Origin of the sequence: Nocardia sp. CDC159 (assembly GCF_023740735.1) — a bacterium.
GTDB lineage: Bacteria > Actinomycetota > Actinomycetes > Mycobacteriales > Mycobacteriaceae > Nocardia > Nocardia pulmonis.
In genome coordinates this window covers 112,179-126,967 of sequence record NZ_JAMRXH010000017.1, presented here as the reverse complement: position 1 = coordinate 126,967, position 14,789 = coordinate 112,179, and the positions used below count along the sequence as shown (strand labels likewise).

Sequence of the window (14,789 nt, the reverse complement as noted above, 5' to 3'; positions counted from 1 at the left end):
TGACCGAGAGCCGGAACAGTGGCAGTACGAGGTCACCACCGGTGGCCGCGTCTGGTATCCGATCGACGACGAGGCCAGGTCCCTGTGGGTCACGAAGGCCGAGGTGGGCCGCGGCTGTTTTAGTTGCTACACCTTCACCAGGTCGTCCGCGTGGATGACCGGGCGCTGCATGCCCTCCGGGAGTTCGGTGGTGGAGCGGCCCTTCATGGTTTCCAGTTCGGTGCTGTCGTATTCGACTACGCCGCGAGCGACCAGGGTGTTGTCGGGGGCGATGAGGTCTACCACGTCGCCGCCGTAGAAGTGGCCGCGGATTTCGGTGATGCCGGCGGCCAGCAGGGAGCGGCGGCATTGGGCGACCGCCTGGACGGCGCCCTCGTCGAGGACTATAGCGCCGTGGCTGTCGGCGGCGTGGCGGACCCAGAACTTGCGGGCCGAGAGACGGACCGGGCGGGCGGCGAAGGCGGTGCCGACCGTGGCGCCGGAGAGGGCCGCGGCCGCGTCGGAGGCGGCGGCCAGCAGGACGGGGACGCCCGCGTCGGCGGCCAGGCGGGCGGCGGAGAGTTTGGAGGCCATGCCGCCGGTACCGAGGGCGCCGCCGCTGCCCGCGATGACGCCGTCCAGGTCGGCGCTGCTGCGGACCTCGGGAATGAAGTTGGCGGGGCCCTTGCGGGGATCGCCGTCGTAGAGGCCGTCGACGTCCGACAGCAGGATCAGGGCGTCCGCGCCGACCAGATGCGCGACCAGCGCGGCCAGGCGATCGTTGTCACCGAAGCGGATCTCTTCCGTTGCGACGGTGTCGTTTTCGTTCACCACGGCGATGGCGTGCAGCGACCGCAGCCGGTCCAGCGTGCGCTGGGCATTGCGATGGTGTTCGCGGCGGCCGAAATCACCGGCGCTCAGCAGCACCTGCCCCACCACCCGGCCGTAGCGGGCGAACGAGGTGCCCCACGCATGCGCCAGGGCCAGCTGGCCCACGCTCGCGGCGGCCTGTTTGGTCGCCAGATCCTTCGGCCGCTTGGACAATCCGAGCGGGGCGATGCCCGCGCCGATGGCGCCCGAGGACACCACCACCAGATCCGAACCGGCGCGCATGCGCGCCTCCACCGCATCGGCCAGCGCGTCGAGCCGATCGGTGCACAGCCCGCCCTCGAGGCTGGTCAGCGCGGACGAGCCGATCTTGACCACGACGCTGCGCGCGGTCGCGATGGCCCGCCGCGCGTCACTGAGCCCGTTCAGTTCCCCGGTCACCACGGCCTGCGCCTGCGGAATACTCGAATTCACCTGGACCCCAACCTGTTCGCGCTACTCTTCGTCGTCCTCCGACACCAGTCCGCGGCGCACGCGCGAGGCGTGCTTGCGCTCGGCGGCGCTGATGCGGTCGGTCTGATCCAACCGGGGATCCACGCCGCGCCGAGTCATCATGATCTCGACACCGGCGGAAATCTGCGGCTCCCAATCGAAGCTGACATCGCCGATGGTCACCGGCGCGCCGGGCTCGGCGCCCAGCCGCACCAGTTCCTCCTCGACGCCGAGGCGGGCCAGGCGGTCGGCCAGATAGCCCACGGCCTCGTCGTTGTCGAACTGGGTCTGGCGCACCCAGCGCTCCGGCCGCTCGCCCTGGACGATGAACCCGCCCTCCACCTCCGGATCGGGGATCACGCGGAAACCGCTGTCGCCCTTGGCGATCGGGCGGATGATCTGTCGCTTCGGCTCCGCCTTCGGATGCGCCTCGCGATACGCCCGGACCATCTCGGCGAGCGCGAATGTCAATGGGCGCAAGCCTTCCCGGGTCACGGCCGAGATCTTGAACACCGGCCAACCGCGCTTGGCGAACTCCGGCAGCACGAATTCGGCGAGTTCGTCGGCGTCGGGAATATCGGCCTTGTTCAGAATGACCACCCGCGGCCGCTCGGCCAGCTCGCCCAGCCCCGCGTCGGCGGCCAGGGCGGGCTTGTAGGCGGCCAATTCGGCCTCCAGCGCGTCCACATCCGAGATCGGATCGCGCCCGGGCTCGAGGGTGGCGCAGTCGACGACATGCGCGAGCACCGCGCAGCGCTCCAGATGCCGCAGGAAATCCAGGCCCAGACCGCGGCCCTCGCTGGCACCGGGAATCAGCCCGGGGACATCGGCCACGGTGAAGGTGGTGTCACCGGACTGCACCACACCCAGATTGGGTACCAGCGTGGTGAACGGATAGTCGGCGATCTTCGGCTTGGCCGCCGACAGCACCGACACCAGCGACGACTTCCCCGCCGACGGAAAACCGACCAGGCCGACATCGGCCACCGACTTCAGCTCGAGGACGAGGTCGCGCTCCTGCCCCTCCTCGCCGAGCAGCGCGAAACCGGGGGCCTTGCGCGCCTTGGACACCAGCGCCGCATTGCCCAGACCGCCGCGCCCACCCTGCGCCGCGACGAACCGGTAGCCCGCGCCGACCATATCGGCCAGCACCTCGCCGGCGGTGCTCATCACCACGGTGCCGTCGGGGACCTTCAGCAGCAGTTCCTCGCCCTGCTTACCGTTTCGGTTGCCGCCCTCACCGGGTTTGCCGTTACCGGCCTTGGCGTGCGGATGGAAGTGGAAGTCCAGCAGGGTGTGCACGTTGGGATCGACCTCGAGGATCACATCCCCGCCGTTGCCACCGTTGCCCCCGTCGGGACCGCCCAGCGGCTTGTACTTCTCCCGATGCACCGAGGCGCACCCGTGTCCACCCTTGCCCGCGCGGACGTGCAGCACGACGCGATCGACGAATTTGGACATGCCTTTGATCATCCTCTGTGTTCGATGGCGGCGCCTCCGGCACCGCTGTCCGCGGCCCCCGAGGCTCGTTCCTTCCCTCCTCCGCTCCTCCGCTTCGCTCCCCCGCTCCGTCAGTCCAGAAACGAGCCGGGCCGCGGACCTCAATCGGTCGGCTGGAAACAGGAAAACGGGCCAGGGTGGCTATCACCCTGACCCGCTTCGAAGTGTGTCGGAAAGCTCCGGTGCGGCTCAGGCCTGCACCGGCTCCGGGACCACGATGTTGACGGTCTTGCGGCCCCGCTTGGTGCCGAACTCGACCGCGCCCGCCGCGAGGGCGAACAGCGTGTCGTCGCCGCCACGGCCGACGTTCACGCCGGGGTGGAAGTGGGTGCCGCGCTGCCGGACCAGGATCTCGCCCGCCTTGACGACCTGACCGCCGTAGCGCTTCACACCGAGCCGCTTCGCGTTGGAATCGCGGCCGTTACGGGAGCTGGACGCACCCTTCTTATGTGCCATAGCTGTTGACTCCTCGTACGTTGGGACTCTCTCGGCGAGAACCCCGTAGCCGCTTACTTGATGCCGGTGACCTTCAGGACCGTCAGCTTCTGACGGTGGCCCTGACGCTTGTGGTAGCCGGTCTTGTTCTTGAACTTGTGGATGCGGATCTTCGGGCCCTTGGTCTGATCGACCACCTCGGCGGACACCGAAATCTTGGCCAGCGCGTCCTTGTCGGTGGTCAGCTTGGCGCCATCGACGACCAGCACCGGCTCCAGCGACACCGCGGTGCCCGGCTCACCCTCGAGCTTCTCGACCTTCACCAGGTCACCGACCGCGACCTTGTACTGCTTTCCGCCGGTCTTGACGATCGCGTACGTTGCCATCGGTCGGCTGCCCTCTTCTCTCTACTAGTGCTCGGCACTTGGCTTCGCGCGGCGCACCTGCCGGTTGACACCGGAGACCGCCGCTAGTTGGTCTGGTAATAATGCCGCCTCGGCGCCTGGTGGCTCATATGACGCAGCAGACTGCTGTCACCGGGCAGCGACTGTCCAAGGCTACCCGACACCCCGCTCCGCGACCAAACCGGGGTCACGGACGTCACGCCCCGAAACGGCCGGTGCCCCGCCAGATCGTCCTGGCGGGGCACCGGCACGCATCGCTCAGTCGGAGTGCTGCGGCGCTCCGGCGGCCCGTCCGGCCGCCCGGCGGCGGGGACGGCTGCGCGGGGCGACCTCGGTGGGGGCGATGTCGTCGAGCGTGAAACTCGGCCCCTGCTCCTGATCGGCACTGCTCAGCACGAAGACCGCACCCTTGCTGTCGGTACTCGGGGCGGCCGTCGTGCGGGCCACCCGGCGTCGACCGCGCCGACCGCTGTCGGCCGCCGGCTGCCCGTCCTGGGAATCGTCGGCAGGGGACTCGGCCCGCGCGTCCGCGACCGCGGCCGCCCGATCGAACCGATCGCCCTCGCCGGGTCGGCTGCCGCTGCGCGCGGCCCGCTCCTCCCCACTCGCGACGCGATCGGCATCGGCGGCCGGTTCCTCGGCGGCGCGCTCGGATCGGTCGCTCGCGGTGATCTCGGACCGGACGTCACCCGGATCACGTTCCTGCTGTTCCGCACTCGCGATCCGCTCCGACCGGCCCTCCTCGCCCGCGGTCTGCTCGGCCCGATCATCGTCCGTGCCCGCCGGCTCGGCCCCGGCCTCGGCGACGGCCGCGCTCTCGGCCCGTGCCTCGCGACGCATGGCCCGTCGGGCCGCACGCCCCGCCCGGCCACCGCGACCACCGGACCGGCCGGTCTCTGCCGACTCGACCTCGACCTCGTCGGCCACCGCCGCCGCGACCGCCTCGGCGGCCGCGGCCGCCACCTCGGATTGGGCGACCGCCACGGCGGCGGCCTCCTCGGCCTGATGGGCGGCCATGGCCAGGGCAACCGGATGCGCCCGCTTGACCGCGGCGTCCTCTTCCGAATGCTCCGGTTGCGGCTGCTGCGGCGCGGGGGCGACGGTCGCGGCCGGTGCCTTCTCCTTGCGGCGACGGCGACCCTCGCGGCGGCCGACACCCTCCTCGGCGGGCGCGGTCTCGACCGGATAGTTGTGCACGACGATGCCGCGGCCGTGGCAGTGCTCGCAGGTGGTGGAGAACGCCTCGACCAGACCGGTGCCCAGCTTCTTGCGGGTCATCTGCACCAGACCCAACGAGGTCACCTCGGAGACCTGGTGCCGGGTACGGTCGCGACCCAGGGCCTCGGTGAGCCTGCGCAGCACCAGATCCCGGTTCGACTCCAGCACCATATCGATGAAGTCGACGACGATCATGCCGCCGATATCGCGCAGCCGCAGCTGGCGCACGATCTCCTCGGCCGCCTCCAGATTGTTGCGGGTGACGGTCTCCTCGAGGTTCGACCCGCCCGCACCGGTGAACTTGCCGGTGTTGACGTCGATGACCGTCATCGCCTCGGTGCGGTCGATGACCAGCGTGCCGCCCGAGGGCAGCCACACCTTGCGGTCGAGCGCCTTGGCCAGCTGCTCATCGATGCGGAAGCTGCCGAACACGTCGACGCCGTTGCTTTCGTAGCGCTCGATGCGGGCCAGCAGGTCCGGCGCGACCGTGCGGATGTAGTTCTCGACGGTCGTCCAGGCCCGCTCGCCCTCGATGACCAGCTTCGAGAAGTCCTCGTTGAACAGGTCGCGGATGACCTTGACCAGTAGGTCGGGCTCCTCGTACAGCGTCTTCGGCGCGCTGGAGCCGTTCTTGGACTGCTCCTCGATGGTCTTCCAGGTGGCCTGCAGCCGCTCGACATCGCGAGCCAGCTCGGTCTCGCTGACACCCTCCGACGCGGTGCGGATGATCACACCCGCGTCCTGCGGGACGATATCGCGCAGGATCTCCTTGAGCCGCTTGCGCTCGGTATCGGGCAGCTTGCGGCTGATACCGGTGGAGGTGCCGCCGGGCACATACACCAGGAAGCGACCCGCCAGGCTGATCTGGGTGGTCAGGCGGGCGCCCTTGTGCCCCACCGGATCCTTGCTGACCTGGACCAGCACGGTGTCGCCGGGCTTGAGCGCCTGCTCGATCTTGCGTTCCTTACCGCCGAGCCCGGCGGCCTCCCAGTTCACCTCGCCCGCGTAGAGCACGCCGTTGCGGCCGCGGCCGATGTCGACGAACGCCGCCTCCATGCTGGGCAGCACGTTCTGCACCTTGCCCAGGTAGACATTGCCGACCATGGATGCCTGACCGGTGCTGGTCACGAAGTGTTCGACGAGGATGTTGTCCTCGAGCACGGCGACCTGAATGGTGGCGCTCGGATGCTCGGGGAAGGTCTTCTCGCGCACGACCATGACCCGATCCACCGATTCGCGGCGGGCCAGGAACTCCGACTCGGTCAGGATCGGCGGGCGGCGACGACCGGCCTCGCGACCGTCGCGGCGGCGCTGGCGCTTGGCCTCGAGCCGGGTCGAACCACTGATGCCCTGCACCTCGTCGACGGCCCGGCGCTTGTTGCGCGGCTCGCGCTCGTGCACGACCGTATTCGGCGGATCGTCGTCGGCCGGCTCGTTCTCGCTGTCCTCACCGGCCTTGCGGCGACGACGGCGACGACGGCGACGGCTCGAGCCCTCCGGCACGGGGGTGTCGCCGTCCTCGGAGTCCTCGGCGTCGGCGGTCTCGGATTCGCTCGCGGCATCGGCCGATTCACCGGTCGACGGCTGCTCGGATTCGGTGTCGTCGGAATCGTCGTCGTTGTCGTGCTCGGAGTGCTGCTCCCCACGACCGCGGCCGCGACCGCGACGGCCGCGACGGCGACGCCGGGAGCGGGCGCCCTCCTCGCCGCGCTCGTCGGAGCCGTGCTCCTGATCGTCGTCCCAGTCCGAGTCGGCGTCGGAGTCCTCCGCGACCGGCTCGACGGCCTGCTTCTCGACCTTCTCCTCGGGCTTGGTTTCGCGCTCGGCGCGGCGCGGGCGGCGCAGTTCCTCGGCCTTGGCCGCGTCCGGCGGCAGGAACAGCGGGGCCGCGACGACGGCGGCGGGCTCGAAGACCACGGGCTCGGCGGCCTGCGGTTCGTGATGGAAGGGGCTGGAGAACAGCGACGGCGGGCGCGGCGGCTCGGCGGGCGGGGGCGCGTCGACCTCGTGCTGGCTCATCCCCGCCATGGCCGGGACGCGCTGCGGCGGCTGCTCGCCGGTAGCCGCCGCCTGCTCGGGTGCGGCGGGCGCGGTCCGAGGCTGCTCGGCCGCCTCGGTGGTCTCCGCCTCGACGACCGGTGCGGCGGCCGCGGTGTCGGTCTCGGTGGTCTGGGTGGTCTCGGCCCGGTCCTCCTCCGGCGGCACGAGCGCGTCGCGGACCGATTCCGCGACCGTGCGGTCCAGGCTCGACTGCGGGCTGCGGGCCTCGGCCCCCAACTCGGTCAGGTGGGCCAGAATGCGTTTGCTGGTGGTGCCCAGAAGCTTCGCCAGCGCGTGCACCCGGATACGTTCCGGCAACTGCGCCGCCTCCCCTGCCCCTATCGCCTCGTTCGAAGCGCTATCACCATTACTCTGCGACGTTTCCAGCGGCTCTTGATCGGCCACGAAATCTCCTCGGGCCCCCGGGCGCGTCCCACTCGAAACGAGTGTGACGCGGCCGACGCGGGGGCACTGTCCGTACGCCTCACGCCCGGAGGGCGCGAGGTCAGTGGTCTCGCCCCGCGTGCCCGGTTATAACCTGTATCGTTCGTCGTTCGGGCTAACTGGTCACGCGGCGCCTGGCTGTTGGCTTCAACACCTGGGCTCGAGCGCTCATCCAGCGTGCCGCCGAACAGCCGAGTCTTGGTAACCGTCCGGGGCAGCGATGATCGGCGTCGAACCGCGGTGCCATCGGTTGCGTCCGTCACCCGCGCAAACGGTGGGCGACGATCACATCCAGTGCCAGTATCCCATATACAAGGCCGACAGTTCGCCACCGACGCTGTATGGGACGGCCTCCGCTCCGCTCCGGCGGGGTTCGCGGCCCCGAAGTCTCGTCGTTCAGCGGTCGAGACTCGCGCTTCGCGCATGCGCTTCGACCGCTGAACGACGAGACGGCCGCGAACCGCGGCATCGGCGCAGTGGATACCGGACTACACAGAAATACCGGGGAACCAGAGGGTGATCTCACGCTTGGCGGACTCGGGCGAGTCGGAGCCGTGGACGAGGTTGAACTGGGTCTCGAGGGCGTAGTCGCCGCGGATGCTGCCGGGGACGGCCTTCTCGACCGGATCGGTGCCGCCCGCGATCTGGCGGAACGCGGCGATGGCGCGCGGGCCCTCCAGTACGGCCGCGACCACCGGGCCGGAGGTGATGAACTCGATCAGCGAGCCGTAGAACGGCTTCTCGGCGTGTTCGGCGTAGTGGGCGGCGGCGAGGTCCTGCGACACCTGCTTCAGCTCGAGGGCGACGAACTTCAGGCCCTTGCGCTCGATGCGGGTGATGATCTCACCAATCAGGTTCCGGGCAACGCCGTCCGGTTTGATGAGTACCAACGTCTGCTCAGTCACGGGCGACAGCCTAACCGCCACCCGTATCGGATACAGAACCAGCGGGTCAGGCCGACGGCCCCGACCGCTGACTCGGCAGCAGGCCCTGCTCCATGCGCCGCCGCACATCCGCCCGCAGCACCAGGATGAATGCCCAGACCGCGATGAACACCACCCCGATCACCGCGATCGACAGGTGGATGAGCCCGCCCAGCAGCACCAGCACCTGCATCGCCCAGTTGAAGGTCATCGCCCAGGGCCGCCGCTGCAGTCCGGCCCCGACGATCATCAGCACCGAGATGCCGACCAGGTAGGTCACCGACCACCAGCTCAGTCCGCGTCCGACCACCCCGACCACCGGCAGCGCCAGCAATACCGTGATCGCCTCGAGCACCAGCGATCCGGCCATCACCCCGCGCAGCCCCTTCCAGGGATCGGTGGCCGGTGGCGGTACGGGCTGCTCACTCATGCTGTGTCCTTTCGCTGCCTCCGCCGGGCCCTGACCGCTCATGCGGGGTCCTTTCCGAACAGCGAGCGGGCCGCGCCCGCGGTCACGACCGATCCGGTGATCACGATGCCCGCCCCGGACACCGGCTCGCCACCGTCACCGGCCTCCTCGGCGATGGCGATGGCCGTCTCGACGGCGTCGGCCAGGGTCGGCGCGGTGACGACGCGTTCGTCGCCGAAGCGCTGCACCGCCACATTGGCCAGATCGTCGATGTCCAGTGCGCGTGGAGAGCCGTTGGTGGTCACCACGATCTCGTCGAAGACCGGCTCCAGCGCCTCCAGAATGCCCGCGACATCCTTGTCGGCCAGGACCGCGACCACGCCGACCAGCTTGCGGAAGTCGAACTCGTCGCTGAGCGTCGCCGCCAGCGCCCGCGCCCCGGCCGGATTGTGCGCGGCATCGATGAAGATGGTCGGCGCGCTGCGCATCCGCTCCATGCGCCCCGGGCTCGCCGCGCTCGCGAAACCCGCCCGGACGGCGTCGATATCGAGCTGCTTCTGCGCGCCCGCACCGAAGAACGCCTCCACCGCCGCCAGCGCCAGCACGGCATTCTGGGCCTGATGCTCGCCGTGCAGCGGCAGGAAGATCTCGTCGTAGACCCCACCCAGGCCCTGGATCTCCAGCACCTGACCACCGACGGCCACCCGCCGCGACAGCAGCCGGAATTCCGAATCCGCCCGCGCCACGGCCGCATCCGTCGCCACCGCGCGCCGCAGCAGCACCTCCATGGCCTCGGGCTCCTGCTGTCCGATGATCGCGACGGTCTCGCGCGGCACCAGTGCGTCGGCCGGGGCCTTCTTGATGATCCCGGCCTTCTCCCCCGCGATCGAGGCCAGGTCGGGCCCCAGGAAGTCCATGTGGTCCAAGCCGATCGGCGTGATCACCGCGACCTGGCCGTCGATGACATTGGTCGCGTCCCAGGTGCCGCCCAGTCCGGTCTCCACCACCGCGACATCCACCGGCGCCTCGGCGAAGGCCGCGTAGGCCATGCCGGTGAGCACCTCGAACTTGCTCATCTTCGGCCCGCCCGCGGCCTCGGACTGCTTATCGATCATCTCGATATAGGGCAGCAGTTCGCGGTAGGTCTCCACGTAGCGGCCCGGGGAGATGGGCGCGTTGTCGATGGCGATCCGCTCGGTCGCCAGTTGCAGGTGTGGGCTGGTGATCCGGCCGGTGCGCCGATGCAGCGCGGTCAGCAGCGCATCGATCATCCGGGTGACCGAGGACTTGCCGTTGGTGCCCGCGACGTGGATGGCCGGATAACCCTTCTGCGGGGAACCCAGCACATCCATCAGCGCCGCGATCCGCGCCAGCGACGGTTCGATCTTGGTCTCGGGCCAGCGCTGATCGAGTTCCGCCTCGACCAGCGCCATTTCGGCCAGCTCCACCGGCGACGGCCCGAAGTGCAGCCGCTCCGCCGAACCGTGCTGCGGCTCTTCGCTCACTTGTCCTTACCCATCCGCGCGATCTCCTCGAGCCGGGTGCCGATGCGCGCGACCTCGGATTCGGCGACCTCTTTTCGGGCGCGAATCTTGGCCACCACCTCGTCGGGGGCCTTGGCCAAGAACGCCTCGTTGCCCAGTTTGGCGGTGGTACCGGCCAATTCCTTCTGCGCGGCGGCCAGATCCTTCTCCAGGCGACGGCGCTCGGCATCCAGATCGACCGCGCCGGAGGTGTCCAGTTCCACGGTGACCGTGGTGGCCGACAGCCGCACCTCGACCGAGGCGGTGGCCGAGAAGTCCGCCCCCGGCTCGGTGAGCCGCGCCAGGCTCGCGATCTCGGCGGACAGTCCGGTCAGATCGGCGGTGTCGATGCCGACCAGTGTGGCGGCCACCTTCTGTTTGTCGGTCAGGCCCTGATCACTGCGGAAGCGGCGAATCTCGGTGATGAGCCGCTGCGCGTCGGTGATGCGCCGGGCCGCGGTGTCGTCGGCGGCCACCCCGCTGGCCTGCGGCCACGGCGCGATCACGATCGACTCGCCGCCGGTCAGCGCCAGCCACAGCGATTCGGTCACGAACGGAATCACCGGATGCAGCAGGCGCAGCACCGAATCCAGCACCGTGCCGAGCACCACGCGAGTGCTCTCGGCGCGCTGCTCGGACTCCGCGAACTGCACCTTCGCCAGCTCCAGATACCAGTCGCACAGCTCGTCCCAAGCGAAGTGGTACAGCGCCTCGCACGCCTTGCCGAATTCATAGCGATCGAAGGCGGCGTCCACCTCCGCGCGCACCGCGTCGAGCCGGTCCAGAATCCAGCGGTCGGCGTCGGTCAGCGCGCCGCGATCCGAGATCTCGCCCAGCACAGCGCCGTTCATGAGCGCGAACTTGGTGGCGTTGAACAGCTTGGTGATGAAGTTGCGCGAGGCCTGCACGTGCGAGGTGCCCACCGACAGGTCGCCGCCCGGCAGCGCACCGCGCGCCAGCGTGAACCGCGTTGCGTCCGCGCCGTATTCGTCGATCCAGTCCAGCGGATCGATGCCGTTGCCCTTCGACTTGGACATCTTGCGCCCGAACTCGTCGCGAATCAGCCCGTGCAGGAACACATCCCGGAACGGCACCTGCCGCTGTCCCGCGGGCTTGCCCGCGGTGATGGCCGGATCGTCGGCGACGAACGTGCCGAACATCATCATCCGGGCCACCCAGAAGAACAGGATGTCGTAGCCGGTGACCAGCACGCTGGTCGGATAGAACTTGGCCAGCTCGGGTGTCGCGTCCGGCCAGCCCATGGTGGAGAACGGCCACAGCCCCGAGGAGAACCAGGTGTCGAGCACATCGGGGTCCTGCACATAGCCCTCGGGCGCCTGCTCGTCCGGTCCGACACAGACGATTTCGCCCTCGGGGCCGTACCAGATCGGAATGCGGTGGCCCCACCACAGCTGCCGCGAGATACACCAGTCGTGCATGTTGTCGACCCAGGCGAACCAGCGCGGTTCCTGGCTGGTCGGGTGGATCACGGTGTCGCCGTTGCGCACCGCGTCACCGGCGGCCTTGGCCAGCGGCTCCACCTTCACCCACCACTGCATCGACAGCCGCGGCTCGATGGGCTCGCCACTGCGCTCGGAGTGGCCGACGCTGTGCACGTAGGGGAACTTGCGGCCCACCACGCGGCCCTCGGCCTGCAGCCGCTCACGGATCTTCACCCGGGCCTCGAAGCGATCCATACCGTCGAATTCGGTGCCGGTACCGGCGATCTTGCCGGACTCGTCCATGATCGTCGGCATCGGCAGGCCGTGGCGCAGGCCGAGCTCGAAGTCGTTGGGGTCGTGGGCGGGGGTGATCTTCACCGCGCCCGAACCGAATTCGGGATCCACGTAGTCGTCGGCGACGACCGGGATCTGCCTGCCGGTGATCGGGTGGTAGAGCGTGGTGCCGATCAGATCCTTGTAGCGCGCGTCGTCCGGATGCACCGCGACCGCGGTGTCGCCGAGCATGGTCTCCACCCGGGTGGTGGCCACGATGACGTGCGGCTCGTTGTCGTCGAGCGAGCCGTAGCGCAGCGACACCAGCTCACCCTCGACGTCCTTGTAGTCGACCTCGAGATCGGAGATGCCGGTCTTCAGCACCGGCGACCAGTTCACCAGCCGCTCGGCGCGATAGATCAGGCCCGCGTCGTAGAGCCGCTTGAAGATGGTCTGCACCGCGCGCGACAGGCCGTCGTCCATGGTGAAGCGGTCGCGGCTCCAGTCCACACCGTCGCCGAGGCGGCGCATCTGGCCCTGGATCTGACCGCCGGACTCGCGCTTCCAGTCCCAGACCTTGTCGATGAACAGCTCGCGGCCGAAGTCCTCCTTGGTCTTGCCGTCGACGGCGAGCTGCTTCTCCACGATGGTCTGGGTGGCGATGCCCGCGTGATCCATGCCCGGCAGCCACAGCACCTCATAACCCTGCATGCGCTTGCGGCGGGTGAGGGTGTCCATCAGGGTGTGGTCGAGGGCGTGGCCCATGTGCAGGCTGCCGGTGACATTCGGCGGCGGTAGCACGATCGAGTACGGCGGCTTGTCGCTGTTCGCATCGGCTCCGAAGTAACCAGCCGCTACCCAACGCTCGTACAGTTCGGCCTCTACATCGCCGGGGTTCCAGCTCTTGGGGAGGGCGTCGGCACGATTACGTGGGTTCTCAGAGGCTGTGCTGGTCACCGTGCGATTCTAAGGAAGACGGGCAGATAGCCGAAGAGCGGGGTTTTCGGCGGATGAGGGACACCGAAAACCCCGCTCTCATGTTTCAGATTACCGCTGATCCGCGCTCGTCCGGCGAATCCATATGCAATTCTCAGGTTTTGCCCGAATCCCTTGTCTGGGTGCGGGTTTGCCACGGGACGGGCCGGGTGGCAGGCATGATCGGCAAGCGCTCGGTGTGTGACAGTGCACAATCGCCGGTAGGGTTCAGCGGCCGTTCATCTCGCCGTCACCCCGGGCGCGCCGGGCTCAGGCGATCGAGTCCTCCGCCACGAGATCGGCATTGATCGCGATGGCCGTCGCGCAGGCCGCGCCCGCGGCCGTGATCACCTGCATCCGCGGATCGGCCACATTGCCCGCCGCCCACACACCCGCGACCGAGGTGCGCCCCGCGGAATCGGTGACCACCCAGCCGTCGGATCCGATCTCGCAGCCCAGCGCGGTGAGCACGGCGTTGTCGGGCACGAAGGTCGGCGCGACGAACACCACCGACCGCGCGACCGCCCGGCCGTCGGCCAGTTCCACACCGCGCAGCGCGTCGTCGGCGACGGCCAGCCGGACCACCTTGCCGTCCACGATGCGGACGCCCCGCGCGCGGATGCGGCGGCGCTCCACCTCGGTCAGCTGCTGGGTGTGCGGGAAGAAGACGAGGTCGGGCGACCACTGCGGCAGCAGCAGCGCCAGATGTACGGCCCGCGCCGCCGCGCCCGGTTCATCGCCGCCGATCAGCGCGATCGGCTGGTCGGAAACCTCGTAACCGTGGCAGTAGGGGCAGTGCAGCACGTCGCGGCCCCATCGTTCCCGCACGCCGGGCAGTTCCGGCAGTTCGTCACGCAGGCCGGTGGCCACCAGGACGCGGCGGGCGCGCAGCAGCTTCCCGCTCGCCAGCCGGATCGTGAAAGCCAGTCCGCACCCGGCGCTTTCGGCCGCGACCACCCGGTCGTCGAACAGCTCCACCCCGTAATCGGCGATCTCGCGCCGACCGGTCGCGAGCAGTTCCGCGGGCGGCATGCCGTCGCGGGAGAGGTATCCGTGCATATGCTCGGCCGGGGCGTTGCGCGGCTGCCCGGCGTCGACCACCGCCACCCAGCGACGCGCACGTCCCAGCACCAGCGCCGCCGACAGCCCGGCCGCTCCGCCGCCCACGATCACCACGTCGTATGTCGTCTCATTCATGGTCGCGAAGGTGCCGCAGGAGTTCCGGAACCGGCAAGGCGTTTTGCCGTTTCCGGGAATTGCCGGAAATATCGGTGCGGTGAGCACCGATCCGGCCCTGACCGTCGCCCTGGCCGATATCGGCCCGCGGCTCAAGCGATTACGCACCGACCGGGGTGTGACCCTGGCCGTACTCGCGGCGCGGACCGGCATCTCCAAGAGCACCCTCTCGCGCCTGGAATCGGGTCAGCGGCGGCCCAGCCTGGAATTGCTGCTGCCGATCGCGCAGGCGCACGAGGTGTCGCTGGACGAGCTGATCGCCGCGCCGCGCACCGCCGACCCCCGCGTGCAGGCGCCCGCCCGGCGGGTGGGCGGCCGCACGATCCTGCCCCTGACCCGCAGGCCCAGCCCGTTGCACGCGTACAAGATGATCGTCCCGGCCGAGGAGAAGTGGCCGGAGATGCGGGTGCACGAGGGGCACGAGTGGTTGTACGTGCTGTCGGGGCGACTGCGGCTGCTGCTGGGCGAGCACGATCTCGAGCTCGGGCCGGGCGAGGCCGCGGAATTCGATACCCGCCAACCGCATTGGTTCGGCAGTACGGGCACCGGGCCGGTGGAGATTCTGAGCATCTTCGGGGGCCAGGGCGAGCGGATTCATCTGCGCGCCCGCACGCGGGGACAGTAGCCCGGATCACATTCGGCCGGTGCTGTGATCCCAACCCTTCTAC

At 69.5% G+C, this 14,789-nt stretch carries 11 protein-coding genes; 1 reads left to right on the top strand and 10 read right to left on the bottom strand.

Going from position 1 to position 14,789, the window contains the following annotated elements; translation table 11 throughout:
* Nucleotides 1-126: 126 nt before the first annotated feature.
* From proB to NDR87_RS29780, 10 genes are all read right to left on the bottom strand, one after another.
* The gene (gene proB, locus NDR87_RS29825) at nucleotides 127-1,236 is read right to left on the bottom strand and encodes a glutamate 5-kinase (RefSeq protein WP_251917104.1); all 1,110 of its coding nucleotides are present in this window, start codon (nucleotides 1,234-1,236) and stop codon (nucleotides 127-129) included.
* Nucleotides 1,237-1,302: 66 nt separating this feature from the next.
* Nucleotides 1,303-2,760, bottom strand: a complete 1,458-nt coding sequence (gene obgE, locus NDR87_RS29820; protein WP_251916933.1) for a GTPase ObgE — start codon at nucleotides 2,758-2,760, stop codon at nucleotides 1,303-1,305.
* A gap of 228 nt (nucleotides 2,761-2,988) precedes the next feature.
* Nucleotides 2,989-3,255: a 50S ribosomal protein L27 gene (rpmA, locus tag NDR87_RS29815; RefSeq protein ID WP_251916934.1), complete on the bottom strand. Its 267-nt coding sequence runs from the start codon at nucleotides 3,253-3,255 to the stop codon at nucleotides 2,989-2,991.
* A 53-nt stretch (nucleotides 3,256-3,308) separates the two neighbouring features.
* A complete protein-coding gene (gene rplU / locus NDR87_RS29810; protein WP_251916935.1) occupies nucleotides 3,309-3,620 on the bottom strand; it encodes a 50S ribosomal protein L21 in 312 nt (103 codons plus the stop codon).
* A 276-nt stretch (nucleotides 3,621-3,896) separates the two neighbouring features.
* Nucleotides 3,897-7,301 (bottom strand): translation initiation factor IF-2 N-terminal domain-containing protein, encoded by a 3,405-nt coding sequence (locus NDR87_RS29805; protein ID WP_372494331.1) that lies wholly within the window; start codon nucleotides 7,299-7,301, stop codon nucleotides 3,897-3,899.
* Between the two features lie 527 nt (nucleotides 7,302-7,828).
* Nucleotides 7,829-8,245 carry a nucleoside-diphosphate kinase gene (gene ndk, locus NDR87_RS29800; protein WP_251916937.1) on the bottom strand — a complete coding sequence of 139 codons (417 nt, stop codon included), beginning with the start codon at nucleotides 8,243-8,245 and terminating at the stop codon, nucleotides 7,829-7,831.
* A 46-nt stretch (nucleotides 8,246-8,291) separates the two neighbouring features.
* On the bottom strand, nucleotides 8,292-8,693 hold the full coding sequence (locus NDR87_RS29795; RefSeq protein ID WP_251916938.1) for a DUF4233 domain-containing protein: 402 nt from the start codon (nucleotides 8,691-8,693) through the stop codon (nucleotides 8,292-8,294).
* Nucleotides 8,694-8,731: 38 nt separating this feature from the next.
* Nucleotides 8,732-10,105 carry a folylpolyglutamate synthase/dihydrofolate synthase family protein gene (locus NDR87_RS29790; protein ID WP_251917106.1) on the bottom strand — a complete coding sequence of 458 codons (1,374 nt, stop codon included), beginning with the start codon at nucleotides 10,103-10,105 and terminating at the stop codon, nucleotides 8,732-8,734.
* A 68-nt stretch (nucleotides 10,106-10,173) separates the two neighbouring features.
* Nucleotides 10,174-12,867 (bottom strand): valine--tRNA ligase, encoded by a 2,694-nt coding sequence (locus NDR87_RS29785; protein ID WP_251916939.1) that lies wholly within the window; start codon nucleotides 12,865-12,867, stop codon nucleotides 10,174-10,176.
* 288 nt (nucleotides 12,868-13,155) lie between these two features.
* The gene (locus tag NDR87_RS29780; protein WP_251916940.1) at nucleotides 13,156-14,082 is read right to left on the bottom strand and encodes an NAD(P)/FAD-dependent oxidoreductase; all 927 of its coding nucleotides are present in this window, start codon (nucleotides 14,080-14,082) and stop codon (nucleotides 13,156-13,158) included.
* A 79-nt stretch (nucleotides 14,083-14,161) separates the two neighbouring features.
* On the opposite strand from NDR87_RS29780, the gene NDR87_RS29775 reads away from it, so the two are divergent.
* Nucleotides 14,162-14,746, top strand: coding sequence for an XRE family transcriptional regulator (locus NDR87_RS29775; RefSeq protein ID WP_251916941.1), 585 nt, complete (start codon nucleotides 14,162-14,164; stop codon nucleotides 14,744-14,746).
* Nucleotides 14,747-14,789 lie beyond the last annotated feature (43 nt).

What these genes read in the sequence shown, in the direction of transcription:
- obgE (WP_251916933.1), bottom strand. Translation starts at nt 2,760, where the DNA reads ATGTCCAAATTCGTCGATCGCGTCGTGCTGCACGTCCGCGCGGGCAAG.
- rpmA (WP_251916934.1), bottom strand. Translation starts at nt 3,255, where the DNA reads ATGGCACATAAGAAGGGTGCGTCCAGCTCCCGTAACGGCCGCGATTCC.
- rplU (WP_251916935.1), bottom strand. Translation starts at nt 3,620, where the DNA reads ATGGCAACGTACGCGATCGTCAAGACCGGCGGAAAGCAGTACAAGGTC.
- NDR87_RS29795 (WP_251916938.1), bottom strand. Translation starts at nt 8,693, where the DNA reads ATGAGTGAGCAGCCCGTACCGCCACCGGCCACCGATCCCTGGAAGGGG.
- NDR87_RS29790 (WP_251917106.1), bottom strand. Translation starts at nt 10,105, where the DNA reads ATGGCGCTGGTCGAGGCGGAACTCGATCAGCGCTGGCCCGAGACCAAG.
- NDR87_RS29780 (WP_251916940.1), bottom strand. Translation starts at nt 14,082, where the DNA reads ATGAATGAGACGACATACGACGTGGTGATCGTGGGCGGCGGAGCGGCC.